General features: G+C 51.7%; 16 protein-coding genes and 6 pseudogenes. 11 read left to right on the top strand and 11 right to left on the bottom strand.

Going from position 1 to position 20,380, the window contains the following annotated elements; translation table 11 throughout:
• Positions 1–17: 17 nt before the first annotated feature.
• Positions 18–1,784, top strand: a pseudogene (locus ACQG1Y_RS03960) (Tn3 family transposase); the annotation flags it as partial.
• A 78-nt stretch (positions 1,785–1,862) separates the two neighbouring features.
• Positions 1,863–2,867: an IS110-like element IS5075 family transposase gene (locus ACQG1Y_RS03955; RefSeq protein WP_426736676.1), complete on the top strand. Its 1,005-nt coding sequence runs from the start codon at positions 1,863–1,865 to the stop codon at positions 2,865–2,867.
• A gap of 253 nt (positions 2,868–3,120) precedes the next feature.
• On the opposite strand, the pseudogene ACQG1Y_RS03950 reads toward ACQG1Y_RS03955, so the two are convergent.
• Positions 3,121–3,225, bottom strand: a pseudogene (locus tag ACQG1Y_RS03950) (Arm DNA-binding domain-containing protein); the annotation flags it as partial.
• Between the two features lie 329 nt (positions 3,226–3,554).
• Here ACQG1Y_RS03950 and sul2 point away from each other — a divergent pair.
• The 3 genes from sul2 to ACQG1Y_RS03935 are packed head-to-tail and all read left to right on the top strand — an operon-like array spanning position 3,555 to position 6,070.
• Entirely contained in the window at positions 3,555–4,370 is an 816-nt protein-coding gene (gene sul2 / locus ACQG1Y_RS03945) for a sulfonamide-resistant dihydropteroate synthase Sul2 (protein WP_001043260.1), read from the top strand.
• Positions 4,371–4,430: 60 nt separating this feature from the next.
• Entirely contained in the window at positions 4,431–5,234 is an 804-nt protein-coding gene (gene aph(3'')-Ib, locus ACQG1Y_RS03940) for an aminoglycoside O-phosphotransferase APH(3'')-Ib (RefSeq protein WP_001082319.1), read from the top strand.
• Positions 5,234–6,070 carry an aminoglycoside O-phosphotransferase APH(6)-Id gene (locus ACQG1Y_RS03935; RefSeq protein WP_000480968.1) on the top strand — a complete coding sequence of 279 codons (837 nt, stop codon included), beginning with the start codon at positions 5,234–5,236 and terminating at the stop codon, positions 6,068–6,070. Before aph(3'')-Ib ends, ACQG1Y_RS03935 begins: the two co-directional genes overlap by 1 nt.
• 106 nt (positions 6,071–6,176) lie before the next feature.
• Here ACQG1Y_RS03935 and ACQG1Y_RS03930 read toward each other — a convergent pair.
• From ACQG1Y_RS03930 to ACQG1Y_RS03920, 3 genes and pseudogenes are all read right to left on the bottom strand, one after another.
• Positions 6,177–6,581 (bottom strand): annotated as a pseudogene (locus tag ACQG1Y_RS03930) (IS91 family transposase); the annotation flags it as partial.
• 209 nt (positions 6,582–6,790) lie between these two features.
• Positions 6,791–7,651, bottom strand: coding sequence for a broad-spectrum class A beta-lactamase TEM-1 (locus tag ACQG1Y_RS03925; protein WP_000027057.1), 861 nt, complete (start codon positions 7,649–7,651; stop codon positions 6,791–6,793).
• Between the two features lie 182 nt (positions 7,652–7,833).
• Entirely contained in the window at positions 7,834–8,391 is a 558-nt protein-coding gene (locus tag ACQG1Y_RS03920) for a recombinase family protein (RefSeq protein WP_001235713.1), read from the bottom strand.
• Positions 8,392–8,554: 163 nt separating this feature from the next.
• Between ACQG1Y_RS03920 and ACQG1Y_RS03915 the strand changes: the two are divergent.
• The 3 genes and pseudogenes from ACQG1Y_RS03915 to ACQG1Y_RS03905 form a co-directional block, all read left to right on the top strand.
• Positions 8,555–8,761 (top strand): annotated as a pseudogene (locus tag ACQG1Y_RS03915) (DUF4158 domain-containing protein); the annotation flags it as partial.
• A 193-nt stretch (positions 8,762–8,954) separates the two neighbouring features.
• Positions 8,955–10,217, top strand: coding sequence for an IS1380-like element ISEcp1 family transposase (locus ACQG1Y_RS03910; protein ID WP_000608644.1), 1,263 nt, complete (start codon positions 8,955–8,957; stop codon positions 10,215–10,217).
• Between the two features lie 255 nt (positions 10,218–10,472).
• The gene (locus ACQG1Y_RS03905; protein ID WP_000239590.1) at positions 10,473–11,348 is read left to right on the top strand and encodes an extended-spectrum class A beta-lactamase CTX-M-15; all 876 of its coding nucleotides are present in this window, start codon (positions 10,473–10,475) and stop codon (positions 11,346–11,348) included.
• A 46-nt stretch (positions 11,349–11,394) separates the two neighbouring features.
• Here the strand turns inward: ACQG1Y_RS03905 and ACQG1Y_RS03900 are convergent, their stop codons facing one another.
• Complete coding sequence (locus ACQG1Y_RS03900; protein ID WP_116961751.1) at positions 11,395–11,688, bottom strand: WbuC family cupin fold metalloprotein; 294 nt, start codon at positions 11,686–11,688, stop codon at positions 11,395–11,397.
• 64 nt (positions 11,689–11,752) lie between these two features.
• On the opposite strand from ACQG1Y_RS03900, the pseudogene ACQG1Y_RS03895 reads away from it, so the two are divergent.
• Together ACQG1Y_RS03895 and ACQG1Y_RS03890 are read left to right on the top strand one after the other, a co-directional pair.
• A pseudogene (locus ACQG1Y_RS03895) lies at positions 11,753–13,981 on the top strand (Tn3-like element Tn3 family transposase); the annotation flags it as partial.
• Positions 13,982–14,048: 67 nt separating this feature from the next.
• Positions 14,049–14,753 (top strand): IS6-like element IS26 family transposase, encoded by a 705-nt coding sequence (locus ACQG1Y_RS03890; RefSeq protein WP_001067855.1) that lies wholly within the window; start codon positions 14,049–14,051, stop codon positions 14,751–14,753.
• Here the strand turns inward: ACQG1Y_RS03890 and ACQG1Y_RS03885 are convergent.
• The 3 genes from ACQG1Y_RS03885 to aac(3)-IIe all read right to left on the bottom strand — a co-directional run bounded on the left by ACQG1Y_RS03885 (position 14,699) and on the right by aac(3)-IIe (position 17,362).
• A protein-coding gene (locus ACQG1Y_RS03885; protein WP_165587319.1) for an IS3 family transposase occupies positions 14,699–15,855 on the bottom strand; the annotation gives its coding sequence in 2 pieces (ribosomal slippage) (positions 14,699–15,597 and positions 15,597–15,855; 1,158 coding nt in all). The genes ACQG1Y_RS03890 and ACQG1Y_RS03885 overlap by 55 nt on opposite strands.
• Before the next feature lie 91 nt (positions 15,856–15,946).
• Entirely contained in the window at positions 15,947–16,489 is a 543-nt protein-coding gene (locus ACQG1Y_RS03880; protein ID WP_002063889.1) for an AAA family ATPase, read from the bottom strand.
• A 12-nt stretch (positions 16,490–16,501) separates the two neighbouring features.
• Complete coding sequence (gene aac(3)-IIe / locus ACQG1Y_RS03875; RefSeq protein WP_000557452.1) at positions 16,502–17,362, bottom strand: aminoglycoside N-acetyltransferase AAC(3)-IIe; 861 nt, start codon at positions 17,360–17,362, stop codon at positions 16,502–16,504.
• 106 nt (positions 17,363–17,468) lie between these two features.
• Here aac(3)-IIe and ACQG1Y_RS03870 point away from each other — a divergent pair, with 106 nt between their 5' ends.
• A complete protein-coding gene (locus ACQG1Y_RS03870; RefSeq protein WP_001067855.1) occupies positions 17,469–18,173 on the top strand; it encodes an IS6-like element IS26 family transposase in 705 nt (234 codons plus the stop codon).
• A 53-nt stretch (positions 18,174–18,226) separates the two neighbouring features.
• Here the strand turns inward: ACQG1Y_RS03870 and ACQG1Y_RS03865 are convergent.
• The 3 genes and pseudogenes from ACQG1Y_RS03865 to ACQG1Y_RS03855 form a co-directional block, all read right to left on the bottom strand.
• Positions 18,227–18,667 (bottom strand): annotated as a pseudogene (locus ACQG1Y_RS03865) (CatB-related O-acetyltransferase); the annotation flags it as partial.
• Positions 18,668–18,804: 137 nt separating this feature from the next.
• Positions 18,805–19,635, bottom strand: a complete 831-nt coding sequence (locus ACQG1Y_RS03860) for an oxacillin-hydrolyzing class D beta-lactamase OXA-1 (protein ID WP_001334766.1) — start codon at positions 19,633–19,635, stop codon at positions 18,805–18,807.
• A 130-nt stretch (positions 19,636–19,765) separates the two neighbouring features.
• Positions 19,766–20,320: a fluoroquinolone-acetylating aminoglycoside 6'-N-acetyltransferase AAC(6')-Ib-cr5 gene (locus tag ACQG1Y_RS03855; RefSeq protein ID WP_063840321.1), complete on the bottom strand. Its 555-nt coding sequence runs from the start codon at positions 20,318–20,320 to the stop codon at positions 19,766–19,768.
• Positions 20,321–20,380 lie beyond the last annotated feature (60 nt).

The following is a 20,380-nucleotide window of genomic DNA, read 5'->3' as shown; positions in this document are numbered from 1 at the left end:
TAACTTTGCAACAGTGCCAGCTGCGGGCCGCTCCCGCCGCGAAGGACGTGCTCGACGCCATCGAGGTGCTGCGCGGCATGAACAGCGACAACGCCCGCAAGGTGCCCGCCGACGCGCCGACCGAGTTCATCAAGCCGCGCTGGCAGAAGCTGGTCATGACCGACACCGGCATCGACCGGCGCTACTACGAACTGTGCGCGCTGTCGGAGATGAAGAACGCGTTGCGTTCCGGCGACATCTGGGTGCAGGGGTCGCGCCAGTTCAAGGACTTCGAGGACTACCTGGTGCCGCCCGCGAAATTCGCCAGCCTCAAGCAGGCCAGCGAATTGCCGCTGGCCGTGGCCACCGACTGCAACCGGTACCTGAACGACCGGCTGACGCTGCTGGAAACACAGCTTGCCACCGTCAACCGTATGGCGACGGCCAACGAGCTGCCGGACGCCATCATCACCGAGTCAGGCTTGAAGATCACGCCGCTCGACGCGGCGGTACCCGACACCGCCCAAGCGCTGATCGACCAGACGGCAATGATCCTGCCGCACGTCAAGATCACCGAACTGCTGCTGGAGGTGGACGAATGGACGGGCTTCACTCGGCATTTCGCGCATCTGAAATCGGGCGACCCGGCCAAAGACAAGAACCTGTTGCTGACCACGATCCTCGCCGACGCGATCAACCTGGGCCTGACCAAGATGGCGGAGTCTTGCCCCGGCACGACCTACGCCAAGCTGGCTTGGCTGCAAGCCTGGCACATCCGCGACGAAACCTACGGGGCGGCGCTGGCCGATCTGGTCAACGCACAGTTCCGCCATCCCTTCGCCGAGCACTGGGGCGACGGCACCACCTCATCGTCGGACGGCCAGAACTTCCGCACCGGCAGCAAGGCCGAGAGCACCGGCCACATCAACCCGAAATACGGGAGCAGCCCAGGGCGGACGTTCTACACCCACATTTCTGACCAGTACGCGCCATTTCACACCAAGGTCGTGAACGTCGGCGTGCGCGATTCGACCTACGTGCTCGACGGCCTGCTGTACCACGAGTCCGACTTGCGGATCGAGGAGCATTACACCGACACGGCGGGCTTCACCGATCACGTCTTCGCCCTGATGCACCTCCTGGGCTTCCGCTTCGCGCCGCGCATCCGCGACCTGGGCGACACCAAGCTCTACATCCCGAAGGGCGACGCCGCCTATGACGCGCTGAAACCCATGATCGGCGGCACGCTCAACATCAAGCACGTCCGCGCCCATTGGGACGAAATCCTGCGGCTGGCCACCTCGATCAAGCAGGGCACGGTGACGGCCTCCCTGATGCTCCGAAAGCTCGGCAGCTACCCACGCCAGAACGGCCTGGCCGTGGCGCTCCGCGAGCTGGGCCGCATCGAGCGCACGCTGTTCATCCTGGACTGGCTGCAAAGCGTGGAACTGCGCCGCCGCGTGCATGCCGGCCTGAACAAGGGCGAGGCGCGCAATGCGCTGGCCAGGGCAGTGTTTTTCAACCGCCTGGGTGAAATCCGCGACCGCAGTTTCGAGCAGCAGCGCTACCGGGCTAGCGGCCTCAATCTGGTAACGGCTGCCGTCGTGTTGTGGAACACGGTCTATCTGGAACGGGCTGCGCACGCGCTGCGTGGCAACGGCCATGCCGTTGATGACGCGCTGTTGCAGTACCTGTCGCCGCTCGGTTGGGAGCACATCAACCTCACCGGCGATTACCTCTGGCGCAGCAGCGCCAAGATCGGCGCGGGCAAGTTCAGGCCGCTACGACCGCTGCAACCGGCTTAGCGTGCTTTATTTAATGAGATGGTCACTCCCTCCTTCCCAGTACTATGCTGAGGACAGGCTTTCATTCGGAGAACCATCATGGAAAACATTGCGCTTATTGGTATCGATCTGGGTAAGAACTCTTTCCATATTCATTGTCAGGATCATCGTGGGAAGGCCGTTTACCGTAAAAAATTCACCCGACCAAAGCTAATCGAATTTCTGGCGACATGCCCGGCAACAACCATCGCGATGGAAGCCTGTGGCGGTTCTCACTTTATGGCACGCAAGCTGGAAGAGTTAGGGCATTTTCCAAAGCTGATATCACCGCAATTTGTCCGCCCATTCGTTAAAAGCAACAAAAATGACTTCGTTGATGCTGAAGCTATCTGTGAAGCAGCATCACGTCCATCTATGCGTTTCGTGCAGCCCAGAACCGAATCTCAGCAGGCAATGCCAGCTCTGCATCGTGTCCGTGAATCCCTGGTTCAGGATAAGGTGAAAACAACTAATCAGATGCATGCTTTTCTGCTGGAATTTGGTATCAGCGTTCCGCGAGGTGCTGCCGTTATTAGTCGACTGAGTACCCTTCTTGAGGACAGTAGTTTGCCTCTTTATCTCAGCCAGTTACTGCTGAAATTACAACAGCATTATCACTATCTTGTTGAGCAGATTAAAGATCTGGAATCTCAGTTGAAACGAAAGTTGGACGAAGATGAGGTTGGACAGCGCTTGCTGAGTATTCCCTGCGTTGGAACGCTGACTGCCAGTACTATTTCAACTGAGATTGGCGACGGGAAGCAGTACGCCAGCAGCCGTGACTTTGCGGCGGCAACAGGGCTGGTACCCCGACAGTACAGCACGGGAGGTCGGACGACATTGTTAGGGATTAGCAAGCGGGGCAACAAAAAGATCCGAACTTTGTTGGTTCAGTGTGCCAGGGTATTCATACAAAAACTGGAACACCAGTCTGGCAAGTTGGCCGACTGGGTCAGGGAGTTGTTGTGTCGGAAAAGCAACTTTGTCGTCACCTGTGCTCTGGCAAACAAGCTGGCCAGAATAGCCTGGGCACTGACGGCGCGACAGCAAACTTACGAAGCATAAAGGCAGAAATACACCAGTTTAAACAATCATTCATCTGGTTTTGCGAATACTGATATTGATGATACTAACGGCCCACCGGCCTGTTGAGGAACCTGTAAAACGGAAAGGCTCATTGAAGCCGTATATTTTCTGGAGGTTCATCAGGCGCGGAACTCATCGAGGCGCGGGAATAAAATCCCATTCAGACGCCGGATAGATTCAAGCAAGCCAACTTGTCGTCAAAATCGGTGTTGCAAAAACGGGAGTGACCATAGATTCCGTTTTCTGAGGCGACCCCCACATAGAGACCTTCCCGGTCATTCACTTTGTAGAGTTTGTCCCTGGGCTTGAGATTGCGCAGCTTGGTATCGGTCAGCATGTACCTTGTCCTTCTTCGTCTCCGATACCCACTCTATTGTAAACAAGACATTTTTATCTTTTATATTCAATGGCTTATTTTCCTGCTAATTGGTAATACCATGAAAAATACCATGCTCAGAAAAGGCTTAACAATATTTTGAAAAATTGCCTACTGAGCGCTGCCGCACAGCTCCATAGGCCGCTTTCCTGGCTTTGCTTCCAGATGTATGCTATTCTGCTCCTGCAGCTAATGGAGCACCGCAAACAGGTTACTCGCCTGGGGATTCCCTTTCGACCCGAGCATCCGTATGAGACTCATGCTCGATTATTATTATTATAGAAGCCCCCATGAATAAATCGCTCATCATTTTCGGCATCGTCAACATAACCTCGGACAGTTTCTCCGATGGAGGCCGGTATCTGGCGCCAGACGCAGCCATTGCGCAGGCGCGTAAGCTGATGGCCGAGGGGGCAGATGTGATCGACCTCGGTCCGGCATCCAGCAATCCCGACGCCGCGCCTGTTTCGTCCGACACAGAAATCGCGCGTATCGCGCCGGTGCTGGACGCGCTCAAGGCAGATGGCATTCCCGTCTCGCTCGACAGTTATCAACCCGCGACGCAAGCCTATGCCTTGTCGCGTGGTGTGGCCTATCTCAATGATATTCGCGGTTTTCCAGACGCTGCGTTCTATCCGCAATTGGCGAAATCATCTGCCAAACTCGTCGTTATGCATTCGGTGCAAGACGGGCAGGCAGATCGGCGCGAGGCACCCGCTGGCGACATCATGGATCACATTGCGGCGTTCTTTGACGCGCGCATCGCGGCGCTGACGGGTGCCGGTATCAAACGCAACCGCCTTGTCCTTGATCCCGGCATGGGGTTTTTTCTGGGGGCTGCTCCCGAAACCTCGCTCTCGGTGCTGGCGCGGTTCGATGAATTGCGGCTGCGCTTCGATTTGCCGGTGCTTCTGTCTGTTTCGCGCAAATCCTTTCTGCGCGCGCTCACAGGCCGTGGTCCGGGGGATGTCGGGGCCGCGACACTCGCTGCAGAGCTTGCCGCCGCCGCAGGTGGAGCTGACTTCATCCGCACACACGAGCCGCGCCCCTTGCGCGACGGGCTGGCGGTATTGGCGGCGCTGAAAGAAACCGCAAGAATTCGTTAACTGCACATTCGGGATATTTCTCTATATTCGCGCTTCATCAGAAAACTGAAGGAACCTCCATTGAATCGAACTAATATTTTTTTTGGTGAATCGCATTCTGACTGGTTGCCTGTCAGAGGCGGAGAATCTGGTGATTTTGTTTTTCGACGTGGTGACGGGCATGCCTTCGCGAAAATCGCACCTGCTTCCCGCCGCGGTGAGCTCGCTGGAGAGCGTGACCGCCTCATTTGGCTCAAAGGTCGAGGTGTGGCTTGCCCCGAGGTCATCAACTGGCAGGAGGAACAGGAGGGTGCATGCTTGGTGATAACGGCAATTCCGGGAGTACCGGCGGCTGATCTGTCTGGAGCGGATTTGCTCAAAGCGTGGCCGTCAATGGGGCAGCAACTTGGCGCTGTTCACAGCCTATCGGTTGATCAATGTCCGTTTGAGCGCAGGCTGTCGCGAATGTTCGGACGCGCCGTTGATGTGGTGTCCCGCAATGCCGTCAATCCCGACTTCTTACCGGACGAGGACAAGAGTACGCCGCAGCTCGATCTTTTGGCTCGTGTCGAACGAGAGCTACCGGTGCGGCTCGACCAAGAGCGCACCGATATGGTTGTTTGCCATGGTGATCCCTGCATGCCGAACTTCATGGTGGACCCTAAAACTCTTCAATGCACGGGTCTGATCGACCTTGGGCGGCTCGGAACAGCAGATCGCTATGCCGATTTGGCACTCATGATTGCTAACGCCGAAGAGAACTGGGCAGCGCCAGATGAAGCAGAGCGCGCCTTCGCTGTCCTATTCAATGTATTGGGGATCGAAGCCCCCGACCGCGAACGCCTTGCCTTCTATCTGCGATTGGACCCTCTGACTTGGGGTTGATGTTCATGCCGCCTGTTTTTCCTGCTCATTGGCACGTTTCGCAACCTGTTCTCATTGCGGACACCTTTTCCAGCCTCGTTTGGAAAGTTTCATTGCCAGACGGGACTCCTGCAATCGTCAAGGGATTGAAACCTATAGAAGACATTGCTGATGAACTGCGCGGGGCCGACTATCTGGTATGGCGCAATGGGAGGGGAGCAGTCCGGTTGCTCGGTCGTGAGAACAATCTGATGTTGCTCGAATATGCCGGGGAGCGAATGCTCTCTCACATCGTTGCCGAGCACGGCGACTACCAGGCGACCGAAATTGCAGCGGAACTAATGGCGAAGCTGTATGCCGCATCTGAGGAACCCCTGCCTTCTGCCCTTCTCCCGATCCGGGATCGCTTTGCAGCTTTGTTTCAGCGGGCGCGCGATGATCAAAACGCAGGTTGTCAAACTGACTACGTCCACGCGGCGATTATAGCCGATCAAATGATGAGCAATGCCTCGGAACTGCGTGGGCTACATGGCGATCTGCATCATGAAAACATCATGTTCTCCAGTCGCGGCTGGCTGGTGATAGATCCCGTCGGTCTGGTCGGTGAAGTGGGCTTTGGCGCCGCCAATATGTTCTACGATCCGGCTGACAGAGACGACCTTTGTCTCGATCCTAGACGCATTGCACAGATGGCGGACGCATTCTCTCGTGCGCTGGACGTCGATCCGCGTCGCCTGCTCGACCAGGCGTACGCTTATGGGTGCCTTTCCGCAGCTTGGAACGCGGATGGAGAAGAGGAGCAACGCGATCTAGCTATCGCGGCCGCGATCAAGCAGGTGCGACAGACGTCATACTAGATATCAAGCGACTTCTCCTATCCCCTGGGAACACATCAATCTCACCGGAGAATATCGCTGGCCAAAGCCTTAGCGTAGGATTCCGCCCCTTCCCGCAAACGACCCCAAACAGGAAACGCAGCTGAAACGGGAAGCTCAACACCCACTGACGCATGGGTTGTTCAGGCAGTACTTCATCAACCAGCAAGGCGGCACTTTCGGCCATCCGCCGCGCCCCACAGCTCGGGCAGAAACCGCGACGCTTACAGCTGAAAGCGACCAGGTGCTCGGCGTGGCAAGACTCGCAGCGAACCCGTAGAAAGCCATGCTCCAGCCGCCCGCATTGGAGAAATTCTTCAAATTCCCGTTGCACATAGCCCGGCAATTCCTTTCCCTGCTCTGCCATAAGCGCAGCGAATGCCGGGTAATACTCGTCAACGATCTGATAGAGAAGGGTTTGCTCGGGTCGGTGGCTCTGGTAACGACCAGTATCCCGATCCCGGCTGGCCGTCCTGGCCGCCACATGAGGCATGTTCCGCGTCCTTGCAATACTGTGTTTACATACAGTCTATCGCTTAGCGGAAAGTTCTTTTAGGGGTCTGACGCTCAGTGGAACGAAAACTCACGTTAAGGGATTTTGGTCATGAGATTATCAAAAAGGATCTTCACCTAGATCCTTTTAAATTAAAAATGAAGTTTTAAATCAATCTAAAGTATATATGAGTAAACTTGGTCTGACAGTTACCAATGCTTAATCAGTGAGGCACCTATCTCAGCGATCTGTCTATTTCGTTCATCCATAGTTGCCTGACTCCCCGTCGTGTAGATAACTACGATACGGGAGGGCTTACCATCTGGCCCCAGTGCTGCAATGATACCGCGAGACCCACGCTCACCGGCTCCAGATTTATCAGCAATAAACCAGCCAGCCGGAAGGGCCGAGCGCAGAAGTGGTCCTGCAACTTTATCCGCCTCCATCCAGTCTATTAATTGTTGCCGGGAAGCTAGAGTAAGTAGTTCGCCAGTTAATAGTTTGCGCAACGTTGTTGCCATTGCTGCAGGCATCGTGGTGTCACGCTCGTCGTTTGGTATGGCTTCATTCAGCTCCGGTTCCCAACGATCAAGGCGAGTTACATGATCCCCCATGTTGTGCAAAAAAGCGGTTAGCTCCTTCGGTCCTCCGATCGTTGTCAGAAGTAAGTTGGCAGCAGTGTTATCACTCATGGTTATGGCAGCACTGCATAATTCTCTTACTGTCATGCCATCCGTAAGATGCTTTTCTGTGACTGGTGAGTACTCAACCAAGTCATTCTGAGAATAGTGTATGCGGCGACCGAGTTGCTCTTGCCCGGCGTCAACACGGGATAATACCGCACCACATAGCAGAACTTTAAAAGTGCTCATCATTGGAAAACGTTCTTCGGGGCGAAAACTCTCAAGGATCTTACCGCTGTTGAGATCCAGTTCGATGTAACCCACTCGTGCACCCAACTGATCTTCAGCATCTTTTACTTTCACCAGCGTTTCTGGGTGAGCAAAAACAGGAAGGCAAAATGCCGCAAAAAAGGGAATAAGGGCGACACGAAAATGTTGAATACTCATACTCTTCCTTTTTCAATATTATTGAAGCATTTACCAGGGTTATTGTCTCATGAGCGGATACATATTTGAATGTATTTAGAAAAATAAACAAATAGGGGTTCCGCGCACATTTCCCCGAAAAGTGCCACCTGACGTCTAAGAAACCATTATTATCATGACATTAACCTATAAAAATAGGCGTATCACGAGGCCCTTTCGTCTTCAAGAATTTTATAAACCGTGGAGCGGGCAATACTGAGCTGATGAGCAATTTCCGTTGCACCAGTGCCCTTCTGATGAAGCGTCAGCACGACGTTCCTGTCCACGGTACGCCTGCGGCCAAATTTGATTCCTTTCAGCTTTGCTTCCTGTCGGCCCTCATTCGTGCGTTCTAGGATCCTCCGGCGTTCAGCCTGTGCCACAGCCGACAGGATGGTGACCACCATTTGCCCCATATCACCGTCGGTACTGATCCCGTCATCAATGAACCGGACTGCCACGCCCTGAGCGTCAAATTCCTTTATCAGTTGGATCATATCGGCAGTGTCGCGGCCAAGACGGTCGAGCTTCTTAACCAGAATGACATCACCTTCCTCCACCTTCATCCTCAGCAAATCCAGCCCTTCCCGGTCTGTTGAACTGCCGGATGCCTTATCGGTAAATATACGGTTTGCTTTCACACCTGCGTCTTTGAGTGCTCTGACCTGAAGATCAAGAGACTGCTGACTGGTTGAGACCCGAGCGTAACCAAAAAGTCGCATAAAAATGTACCTTAAATCGAATATCGGACAACTCATGTCTATTATTACAAATTTACGATTTAATAGACATATTAATGTAACAGTTTTACGATGTCCGATAATTTATAACATTTCGTACGGTTGGAAAAATGTTACTAAATGCCCGTCAGGCAGGGAGGCCGATATGCCCGTTGACTTTCTGACCACTGAGCAGACTGAAAGCTATGGCAGATTCACCGGTGAACCGGATGAGCTTCAGCTGGCACGATATTTTCACCTTGATGAAGCAGACAAGGAATTTATCGGAAAAAGCAGAGGTGATCACAACCGTCTGGGCATTGCCCTGCAAATTGGATGTGTCCGTTTTCTGGGCACCTTCCTCACCGATATGAATCATACCTAGATTCTACGTCAGTACTTCAAAAAGCATAATCAAAGCCTTGATAAATATGCATTCCTTCGAAATTCAGCTTTCACCCATTGGGTGAAAGAAAAGTGCTCAAAAATATGTTAAATTATCAGCTTTTATGACTCGATATATGGTAAAATAATAGTAAGAAAAGTAGTAAAAAGGGGTTCTAATTATGATTAATAAAATTGATTTCAAAGCTAAGAATCTAACATCAAATGCAGGTCTTTTTCTGCTCCTTGAGAATGCAAAAAGCAATGGGATTTTTGATTTTATTGAAAATGACCTCGTATTTGATAATGACTCAACAAATAAAATCAAGATGAATCATATAAAGACCATGCTCTGCGGTCACTTCATTGGCATTGATAAGTTAGAACGTCTAAAGCTACTTCAAAATGATCCCCTCGTCAACGAGTTTGATATTTCCGTAAAAGAACCTGAAACAGTGTCACGGTTTCTAGGAAACTTCAACTTCAAGACAACCCAAATGTTTAGAGACATTAATTTTAAAGTCTTTAAAAAACTGCTCACTAAAAGTAAATTGACATCCATTACGATTGATATTGATAGTAGTGTAATTAACGTAGAAGGTCATCAAGAAGGTGCGTCAAAAGGATATAATCCTAAGAAACTGGGAAACCGATGCTACAATATCCAATTTGCATTTTGCGACGAATTAAAAGCATATGTTACCGGATTTGTAAGAAGTGGCAATACTTACACTGCAAACGGTGCTGCGGAAATGATCAAAGAAATTGTTGCTAACATCAAATCAGACGATTTAGAAATTTTATTTCGAATGGATAGTGGCTACTTTGATGAAAAAATTATCGAAACGATAGAATCTCTTGGATGCAAATATTTAATTAAAGCCAAAAGTTATTCTACACTCACCTCACAAGCAACGAATTCATCAATTGTATTCGTTAAAGGAGAAGAAGGTAGAGAAACTACAGAACTGTATACAAAATTAGTTAAATGGGAAAAAGACAGAAGATTTGTCGTATCTCGCGTACTGAAACCAGAAAAAGAAAGAGCACAATTATCACTTTTAGAAGGTTCCGAATACGACTACTTTTTCTTTGTAACAAATACTACCTTGCTTTCTGAAAAAGTAGTTATATACTATGAAAAGCGTGGTAATGCTGAAAACTATATCAAAGAAGCCAAATACGACATGGCGGTGGGTCATCTCTTGCTAAAGTCATTTTGGGCGAATGAAGCCGTGTTTCAAATGATGATGCTTTCATATAACCTATTTTTGTTGTTCAAGTTTGATTCCTTGGACTCTTCAGAATACAGACAGCAAATAAAGACCTTTCGTTTGAAGTATGTATTTCTTGCAGCAAAAATAATCAAAACCGCAAGATATGTAATCATGAAGTTGTCGGAAAACTATCCGTACAAGGGAGTGTATGAAAAATGTCTGGTATAATAAGAATATCATCAATAAAATTGAGTGTTGCTCTGTGGATAACTTGCAGAGTTTATTAAGTATCATTGCAGCAAAGATGAAATCAATGATTTATCAAAAATGATTGAAAGGTGGTTGTAAATAATGTTACAATGTGTGAGAAGCAGTCTAAATTCTTCGTGAAATAGTGATTTTTGAAGCTAATAAAAAACACACGTGGAATTTAGGGACTATTCATGTTGTTGTTATTTCGTATCTTCCAGAATAAGGAATCCCATGGTTAAAAAATCACTGCGCCAGTTCACGCTGATGGCGACGGCAACCGTCACGCTGTTGTTAGGAAGTGTGCCGCTGTATGCGCAAACGGCGGACGTACAGCAAAAACTTGCCGAATTAGAGCGGCAGTCGGGAGGCAGACTGGGTGTGGCATTGATTAACACAGCAGATAATTCGCAAATACTTTATCGTGCTGATGAGCGCTTTGCGATGTGCAGCACCAGTAAAGTGATGGCCGCGGCCGCGGTGCTGAAGAAAAGTGAAAGCGAACCGAATCTGTTAAATCAGCGAGTTGAGATCAAAAAATCTGACCTTGTTAACTATAATCCGATTGCGGAAAAGCACGTCAATGGGACGATGTCACTGGCTGAGCTTAGCGCGGCCGCGCTACAGTACAGCGATAACGTGGCGATGAATAAGCTGATTGCTCACGTTGGCGGCCCGGCTAGCGTCACCGCGTTCGCCCGACAGCTGGGAGACGAAACGTTCCGTCTCGACCGTACCGAGCCGACGTTAAACACCGCCATTCCGGGCGATCCGCGTGATACCACTTCACCTCGGGCAATGGCGCAAACTCTGCGGAATCTGACGCTGGGTAAAGCATTGGGCGACAGCCAACGGGCGCAGCTGGTGACATGGATGAAAGGCAATACCACCGGTGCAGCGAGCATTCAGGCTGGACTGCCTGCTTCCTGGGTTGTGGGGGATAAAACCGGCAGCGGTGGCTATGGCACCACCAACGATATCGCGGTGATCTGGCCAAAAGATCGTGCGCCGCTGATTCTGGTCACTTACTTCACCCAGCCTCAACCTAAGGCAGAAAGCCGTCGCGATGTATTAGCGTCGGCGGCTAAAATCGTCACCGACGGTTTGTAATAGCGGAAACGGAATGGGGAAACTCATTCCGTTTTTGTTTATCGCCTTAGACGGCAAAAGTGCTGTCGCCCACCTGCGCTTGCGCATACCAGGCCATAAGCTCCGTGGTTCCTGGTTCTCCTTCCGCTGGAGCCCAGTGCGCATAGTCATCGGCAGCCACGGGTTGATAGCCACCGTGTTTTACTTCAAAAATTATGCCACCGGTATCCAGCGACAGCACGGCATGCCAGGTTCCTGCGGCCATCTCCAGCACCGTACAGGTTTCCCCCAATATCGCCCGATGGGTGACGGTACCCCGATCGTCAAAATTCAGCACCACGAAACGACCCCTTAATGGCAACAGTAGCTCGAAGGTGTGAGGGTGTCGGTGCGGGCGCACGTAGGTCCCAGGTCATATTCCTTCCGGCGTCCGGCATTTTACCGCCAGACAGCTCGGGATTCGTGATATCACCGTTCTTGCAGAATACGGTCAGAGGGAAAATACCCGCCGTGAGCATGCAGCGCTGATACGTCAGCACTATCAGTATCGTGAATTTGCCTGGCCCTGGACATTTCGCCTTACCCGTCTTTTATATACCCGGAGCTGGATAAGCAACGAACGTCCTGGCCTGCTTTTCGATCTGGCGACAGGGTGGCTTATGCAACATCGTATTATTCTCCCCGGAGCCACTACGCTGACCCGGTTGATTTCAGAGGTAAGGGAAAAGGCGACGTTGCGCCTGTGGAACAAACTGGCACTGATACCGTCAGCCGAACAGCGTTCACAGCTGGAGATGCTGCTGGGGCCAACTGATTGCAGCCGCCTGTCTTTACTGGAATCACTGAAAAAGGGCCCTGTGACCATCAGTGGTCCGGCGTTTAATGAAGCAATTGAACGCTGGAAAACTCTGAACGATTTTGGCCTGCATGCTGAAAACCTGAGTACACTCCCGGCTGTGCGCCTGAAAAATCTCGCACGTTATGCTGGTATGACTTCGGTGTTCAATATTGCCAGGATGTCACCGCAGAAAAGGATGGCGGTTCTGGTTGCCTTTGTCCTTGCATGGGAAACGCTGGCGCTGGATGATGCATTGGACGTTCTGGACGCCATGCTGGCCGTTATCATCCGTGACGCCAGAAAGATTGGGCAGAAAAAACGGCTCCGCTCGCTGAAGGATCTGGATAAATCTGCATTGGCGCTCGCCAGCGCATGTTCGTACCTGCTGAAAGAAGAAACACCGGACGAATCGATTCGTGCTGAGGTGTTCAGCTACATCCCAAGGCAAAAGCTGGCTGAAATCATCACGCTTGTCCGTGAAATTGCCCGGCCCTCAGACGATAATTTTCATGAAGAAATGGTGGAGCAGTACGGGCGCGTTCGTCGTTTCCTGCCCCATCTGCTGAATACCGTTAAATTTTCATCCGCACCTGCCGGGGTTACCACTCTGAATGCCTGTGACTACCTCAGCCGGGAGTTCAGCTCACGGCGGCAGTTTTTTGACGACGCACCAACGGAAATTATCAGTCGGTCATGGAAACGGCTGGTGATTAACAAGGAAAAACATATCACCCGCAGGGGATACACGCTCTGCTTTCTCAGTAAACTGCAGGATAGTCTGAGGCGGAGGGATGTCTACGTTACCGGCAGTAACCGGTGGGGAGATCCTCGTGCAAGATTACTACAGGGTGCTGACTGGCAGGCAAACCGGATTAAGGTTTATCGTTCTTTGGGGCACCCGACAGACCCGCAGGAAGCAATAAAATCTCTGGGTCATCAGCTTGATAGTCGTTACAGACAGGTTGCTGCACGTCTTTGCGAAAATGAGGCTGTCGAACTCGATGTTTCTGGCCCGAAGCCCCGGTTGACAATTTCTCCCCTCGCCAGTCTTGATGAGCCGGACAGTCTGAAACGACTGAGCAAAATGATCAGTGATCTACTCCCTCCGGTGGATTTAACGGAGTTGCTGCTCGAAATTAACGCCCATACCGGATTTGCTGATGAGTTTTTCCATGCTAGTGAAGCCAGTGCCAGAGTTGATGATCTGCCCGTCAGCATCAGCGCCGTGCTGATGGCTGAAGCCTGCAATATCGGTCTGGAACCACTGATCAGATCAAATGTTCCTGCACTGACCCGACACCGGCTGAACTGGACAAAAGCGAACTATCTGCGGGCTGAAACTATCACCAGCGCTAATGCCAGACTGGTTGATTTTCAGGCAACGCTGCCACTGGCACAGATATGGGGTGGAGGAGAAGTGGCATCTGCAGATGGAATGCGCTTTGTTACGCCAGTCAGAACAATCAATGCCGGACCGAACCGCAAATACTTTGGTAATAACAGAGGGATCACCTGGTACAACTTTGTGTCCGATCAGTATTCCGGCTTTCATGGCATCGTTATACCGGGGACGCTGAGGGACTCTATCTTTGTGCTGGAAGGTCTTCTGGAACAGGAGACCGGGCTGAATCCAACCGAAATTATGACCGATACAGCAGGTGCCAGCGAACTTGTCTTTGGCCTTTTCTGGCTGCTGGGATACCAGTTTTCTCCACGCCTGGCTGATGCCGGTGCTTCGGTTTTCTGGCGAATGGACCATGATGCCGACTATGGCGTGCTGAATGATATTGCCAGAGGGCAATCAGATCCCCGAAAAATAGGGCACTGTTGCAAATAGTCGGTGGTGATAAACTTATCATCCCCTTTTGCTGATGGAGCTGCACATGAACCCATTCAAAGGCCGGCATTTTCAGCGTGACATCATTCTGTGGGCCGTACGCTGGTACTGCAAATACGGCATCAGTTACCGTGAGCTGCAGGAGATGCTGGCTGAACGCGGAGTGAATGTCGATCACTCCACGATTTACCGCTGGGTTCAGCGTTATGCGCCTGAAATGGAAAAACGGCTGCGCTGGTACTGGCGTAACCCTTCCGATCTTTGCCCGTGGCACATGGATGAAACCTACGTGAAGGTCAATGGCCGCTGGGCGTATCTGTACCGGGCCGTCGACAGCCGGGGCCGCACTGTCGATTTTTATCTCTCCTCCCGTCGTAACAGCAAAGCTGCATACCGGTTTCTGGGTAAAATCCTCAACAACGTGAAGAAGTGGCAGATCCCGCGATTCATCAACACGGATAAAGCGCCCGCCTATGGTCGCGCGCTTGCTCTGCTCAAACGCGAAGGCCGGTGCCCGTCTGACGTTGAACACCGACAGATTAAGTACCGGAACAACGTGATTGAATGCGATCATGGCAAACTGAAACGGATAATCGGCGCCACGCTGGGATTTAAATCCATGAAGACGGCTTACGCCACCATCAAAGGTATTGAGGTGATGCGTGCACTACGCAAAGGCCAGGCCTCAGCATTTTATTATGGTGATCCCCTGGGCGAAATGCGCCTGGTAAGCAGAGTTTTTGAAATGTAAGGCCTTTGAATAAGACAAAAGGCTGCCTCATCGCTAACTTTGCAACAGTGCCAATGTGGGCGTCTGGTGTTGTAGAAGTTCAGATATCGGGCGATGCCAGCGCGTGCCTCGGACACAGTCTTGTAGGCATGGAGGTAGACTTCCTCGTATTTGATCGAACGCCAGAGCCGCTCGACGAAGACATTGTCTCGCCACGCACCCTTGCCATCCATCGAGATGGCAATCTGTGACCTCTTCAGCACGGCGGTGAAGTCGATGGAGGTGAACTGCGATCCCTGGTCGGTATTGAAGATTTCCGGCCTGCCATGACGGGCAAGTGCCTCCTCCACCGCCTCGATGCAGAAGGCTGCTTCCATCGTGATCGACAACCGCCATGACAAGACCTTCCGGCTGAACCAGTCCACGACGGCGCACAGATAGACAAATCCCCGCGCCATGGGGATGTAGGTCAGGTCCATTGCCCACACCTGATTGGGCCGGGTGACTGCCAGCTTTCGTATGTGCCCTGGCGCTGGTTTCGAGGTGTTCGGGCGGCGGTAGATCGCCTTGATGCCCATCTTCTTCATCAGCGTGGCGACGTGTCGCCGCCCGGTCTCCAGACCTTCTCCTCTCAAGAGCCCTTGCAACATCCGACTTCCGGCAAAGGGGTAGTCGAGATGCAATTCGTCAATCCGGCGCATAAGGGCCAGATCGCCGTCAGACACCGGACGAGGCAGATAGTAGACGCTGCCACGGCTGAAGCCGAGAAGCTTCGCCTGGCGCACGACGGATAGCTTGTGCTCGCGGTCGATCATTTCTTTCCGCCCAGCAATCCCGCCTTGCCGAGCGCACCGGATAAAAAATCGTTCTCCAGTGTCAGTTCGCCGATTTTCGCGTGCAGCGTTTTGACATCGATGGTCGGACCCGACGGCTCCGCTTTCGTTTCATCGCCGAACACACCTGTCGCCCCCTCAAGGAGCTGGTCTTTCCATTGCTTGATCTGGTTGGCGTGCACATCGAACTGCTGGGACAACTCCACCAGCGTCTGCTCACCTCGGATGGCGGCAAGTGCCACCTTCGCCTTGAAAGCCGGGCTATGGTTCCGGCGCGGTCGTCTCGTCATGGTCTCTCCTGTTCCCGGCATCTAAGCCGAAGTCAGGCAGAAACTCCACTTATCCCCGCTGTGCAGATTTCCCGAGCCAGCTCTAAGGCGATCAGGTGCGCTGATCGAGTCTGTCGAGCACCATCGCTGCAAGTTCATCGCTGGTGTGTGCACCACTATCGAGAACACGGGTTGTGGACGGAAGCCGTTCCCTTGCGGCCAAGCATCGGGCGACATTCGCTAATCGCCACTCTCGAATCTCCGCATTCCGATTCGGGTCAGGATGCATGGTCTGGTTCGAGATCCGGTGACGCAATAGGTCCTCGTTAAGCATCAGAAAGATGTGCAGCAGCTGATCGTCGATCTGCCTTAACCCGTCGAGTATCTCAGTCAGATAGTCCGGGTGCACGAGCGTCATTGGGATGATGATGTCCTGCGAGTAATTCCTGCGAATCTCGCTGACCGCAGCGATCGTAAGTCCCCTCCACAAGGGGAGATCCTGATAGTCTCCGCTCGCTGGTATGGGGACCGTTTCTTTCACCACGAACCCGATTTCCTCAGGGTCAAAGATCAGCGATTTCGGACGCCGATCGCGCAGCCGCTCAGCGAGAGTCGTCTTTCCGGCGCCGAAAGGTCCGTTGATCCAGATTATCATTGTCGACGGCCTCTAACCGGAAGGCTCGCAAGAGCGCTGGGCGGCTTCGTGTGCTGGCACGATCGGAGTGGCTCCGAAGTGCTTCTCAAGATAGGTGACGCCGAACGTCACGATGTCCTGCGCGTCGAACAGGTAGCACTGAGCAAAGCCCACGACACCTTCTCGATGGCGACCGAGCTTCACGTAAGCATTTGCTATAGTTTCGACCGCATCCGGCTTTCCTTCGATAGCAAAGCAATCGAGAATGCCGTTTGAATCGTATTCTGATGCCGTTTTCCAGGCGACTTCACCGTTTCTTCCAAGCATCGGCATCTCATACGTCACCCATCGTTTGTTGGGGATATCCGCAACCGCCTCGGCGTAGTGCAATGCGGTAACGGAGTTTAGCGGCGCACCCAACAGCAGGGCCTTCCCGCCAAGGCGGACGAACCGCTCGACGGGCGACCCTTCCCCCAAGGCGTGACCGAGTTCGTGAGGCTCCGTCAGCGTTTCAGCTAGCGGACCAACCGCGACCATCGATGCATCGGGGTGCGCGCTGCGCCGCGCGCCGGGGGCTTGAACCAGAAATTGATTCAGCAGGCCGAACCCACGGTAAGTCCCGGCCGTTGCGGGATCGAACGGCGGCCAGGTACGGCGGGCTTTGTCATCCAACCGAGCGCCATTCAGAGTCTCCTCGTAGGGTGATCGGTCCCACGACGCGTATCCCATCACAGTGCCAGTCGGCCCAACCGCGGAGCGTAACGCGGCAACGACCGTCTCCGCTCCTCCTTCGACCGGACCAATCGCTTTAAGTGAGGCATGCACCATCAACAGGTCACCGGTTTGGACTCCTAATTTTCGAATTGCCTCCGTTATTGCCTTCCGCGTATGCATCGCGATATCTCCTCTAAACTGCAAAACACTATACCTATCGAGAGGCACTGTTGCAAATAGTCGGTGGTGATAAACTTATCATCCCCTTTTGCTGATGGAGCTGCACATGAACCCATTCAAAGGCCGGCATTTTCAGCGTGACATCATTCTGTGGGCCGTACGCTGGTACTGCAAATACGGCATCAGTTACCGTGAGCTGCAGGAGATGCTGGCTGAACGCGGAGTGAATGTCGATCACTCCACGATTTACCGCTGGGTTCAGCGTTATGCGCCTGAAATGGAAAAACGGCTGCGCTGGTACTGGCGTAACCCTTCCGATCTTTGCCCGTGGCACATGGATGAAACCTACGTGAAGGTCAATGGCCGCTGGGCGTATCTGTACCGGGCCGTCGACAGCCGGGGCCGCACTGTCGATTTTTATCTCTCCTCCCGTCGTAACAGCAAAGCTGCATACCGGTTTCTGGGTAAAATCCTCAACAACGTGAAGAAGTGGCAGATCCCGCGATTCATCAACACGGATAAAGCGCCCGCCTATGGTCGCGCGCTTGCTCTGCTCAAACGCGAAGGCCGGTGCCCGTCTGACGTTGAACACCGACAGATTAAGTACCGGAACAACGTGATTGAATGCGATCATGGCAAACTGAAACGGATAATCGGCGCCACGCTGGGATTTAAATCCATGAAGACGGCTTACGCCACCATCAAAGGTATTGAGGTGATGCGTGCACTACGCAAAGGCCAGGCCTCAGCATTTTATTATGGTGATCCCCTGGGCGAAATGCGCCTGGTAAGCAGAGTTTTTGAAATGTAAGGCCTTTGAATAAGACAAAAGGCTGCCTCATCGCTAACTTTGCAACAGTGCCCCACATCTTTTGTCACCAACGAGCGGCTGCCTATCACCGCACCGTGCCCGATCTTGATTCCGGGCATGACCATTGCCTCAGAGCCGATCCAAACGTCATTGCCAATGACAGTATTACCTGCTTTTTGGAAGGCATCGAGTGCGCTTGAGAATGCAGGTTCTTCCTGCATATAAAAGAACGGGAAAGATGATGCCCAGTCGTACCGATGCCCCTGATTGCCAGCCATGATAAAGGAAGCCCCACTCCCGATAGAGCAGAAACTACCGATGATCAACTTATCAACGTCATCACGGTCCGGAAACAGATACCGTGCGCAGTCATCGAATGAGTGCCCATGATAGTAGCCAGAGTAATAGCTGTACCGCCCAACTTTGATATTGGGGTTCTTCACTTGCTCAGAAAGCAGCTTGCCTTTGAAGGGGCTATCAAAGTAGTTGGTCATAAGAGATCCCGCGGTCTGTGACTTTGCCGTCTAACGTTTGAAATAAGGGGCGCCGAGCGCCAGCGAGGGGAGCCAAAAGCTTGCTTTTGGCCGTCCCGACTTGATTGAAGGGTTGGGCGATTTTGCCATTAGATTTTTTATAAATTTAGTGTGTTTAGAATGGTGATCGCATTTTTCTTGGCTTTTATGCTTGATGTTAAATTCGACCCCAAGTTTCCTGTAAGTGCGGACACAAAAACATATTTATGTCCTGATTTGCTTATAATAAACCCTTCAAACCATCCGTTTTGTAAGGTTCTATTTGCTGTGAATCCTGCACCAGTTTTCCCATACAGTTTTGTACTATTATCCAGATCTTGTAGATACATGTTCTCTATGGTGTTTTCTATGGCTGAGTTTTTAACTGGGAGATTGTGATTAATAATTTTACGCAGGAATTGAATTTGTTCTTCTGGTGAAATTTTTAAGCTACTTTCGAGCCATGCTTCTGTTAATCCGTTGTTTCTTTCTTTATCTCCAGAGAAGTCTTGATTTCCATAATCAAAATCTTTGAGATAATTCTTGATTTTATTTAATCCAATTTTTTGGGTTATTTCTTGCGAAACCCAAACAACAGAAAATTGCATCCACGTCTTTGGTGTATGATTGCTGTTCCAGATCTCCATTCCTTTGGGGGTTTTATCCCATTTGAATATGGTTTTCTGATCTATTATTTCCGCATCAAATGCCATAAGTGATAATGCGATCTTGAAAGTTGAATCTGGTGCCATTTGCGTTGCACACTTTGCTTTATTGAATTGAGCAATTTCAGCGTTTGTGGATGCATCGTAAAGTAAAAAACAACCTTCAGTTCCTTCAAATAATGGAGATGCAACAGTAGAGATATCTGTTGATGCACTGGCGCTGCTGTAGATAATATTTGCAATTATTAAAAAAATAGCGAAGTTGATATGTATTGTGTTTTTCATAATAAGTATTGGTTTGGTAAAGGGCTTAATTTTAACGGCTAACAATTAATGAGGCTCCGGGTTCGCCCAACGTTTGACATGAGGGGCGGCCAAGGGCGCCAGCCCTTGGACGTCCCCCTCGATGGAAGGGTTAGGCATCACTGCGTGTTCGCTCGAATGCCTGGCGTGTTTGAACCATGTACACGGCTGGACCATATGGGGTGGTTACGGTACCTTGCCTCTCAAACCCCGCTTTCTCGTAGCATCGGATCGCTCGCAAGTTGCTCGGCGACGGGTCCGTTTGGATCTTGGTGACCTCGGGATCATTGAACAGCAACTCAACCAGAGCTCGAACCAGCTTGGTTCCCAAGCCTTTGCCCAGTTGTGATGCATTCGCCAGTAACTGGTCTATTCCGCGTACTCCTGGATCGGTTTCTTCTTCCCACCGTCCGTCCCCGCTTCCAAGAGCAACGTACGACTGGGCATACCCAATCGGCTCTCCATTCAGCATTGCAATGTATGGAGTGACGGACTCTTGCGCTAAAACGCTTGGCAAGTACTGTTCCTGTACGTCAGCAAGTGTCGGGCGTGCTTCTTCTCCGCCCCACCACTCGACGATATGAGATCGATTTAGCCACTCATAGAGCATCGCAAGGTCATGCTCAGTCATGAGGCGCAGTGTGACGGAATCGTTGCTGTTGGTCACGATGCTGTACTTTGTGATGCCTAACTTTGTTTTTGCGTTGCTCATGATGTCTAACTCCCA

Origin of the sequence: Enterobacter cloacae complex sp. 397G4 (assembly GCF_050031515.1) — a bacterium.
Classification (GTDB): Bacteria; Pseudomonadota; Gammaproteobacteria; order Enterobacterales; family Enterobacteriaceae; genus Enterobacter; species Enterobacter hormaechei_C.
The sequence above is the reverse complement of the archived record's forward strand: the minus strand, read 5'-3'. Positions and strand labels throughout refer to the sequence as shown.

Coding starts and splice junctions, on each gene's coding strand:
- ACQG1Y_RS03860 (WP_001334766.1), bottom strand. CDS start 19,635: ATGAAAAACACAATACATATCAACTTCGCTATTTTTTTAATAATTGCA.
- ACQG1Y_RS03955 (WP_426736676.1), top strand. CDS start 1,863: ATGGAAAACATTGCGCTTATTGGTATCGATCTGGGTAAGAACTCTTTC.
- ACQG1Y_RS03935 (WP_000480968.1), top strand. CDS start 5,234: ATGTTCATGCCGCCTGTTTTTCCTGCTCATTGGCACGTTTCGCAACCT.
- ACQG1Y_RS03890 (WP_001067855.1), top strand. CDS start 14,049: ATGAACCCATTCAAAGGCCGGCATTTTCAGCGTGACATCATTCTGTGG.
- ACQG1Y_RS03910 (WP_000608644.1), top strand. CDS start 8,955: ATGATTAATAAAATTGATTTCAAAGCTAAGAATCTAACATCAAATGCA.
- ACQG1Y_RS03905 (WP_000239590.1), top strand. CDS start 10,473: ATGGTTAAAAAATCACTGCGCCAGTTCACGCTGATGGCGACGGCAACC.
- ACQG1Y_RS03880 (WP_002063889.1), bottom strand. CDS start 16,489: ATGATAATCTGGATCAACGGACCTTTCGGCGCCGGAAAGACGACTCTC.
- ACQG1Y_RS03920 (WP_001235713.1), bottom strand. CDS start 8,391: ATGCGACTTTTTGGTTACGCTCGGGTCTCAACCAGTCAGCAGTCTCTT.
- ACQG1Y_RS03925 (WP_000027057.1), bottom strand. CDS start 7,651: ATGAGTATTCAACATTTTCGTGTCGCCCTTATTCCCTTTTTTGCGGCA.
- ACQG1Y_RS03870 (WP_001067855.1), top strand. CDS start 17,469: ATGAACCCATTCAAAGGCCGGCATTTTCAGCGTGACATCATTCTGTGG.
- sul2 (WP_001043260.1), top strand. CDS start 3,555: ATGAATAAATCGCTCATCATTTTCGGCATCGTCAACATAACCTCGGAC.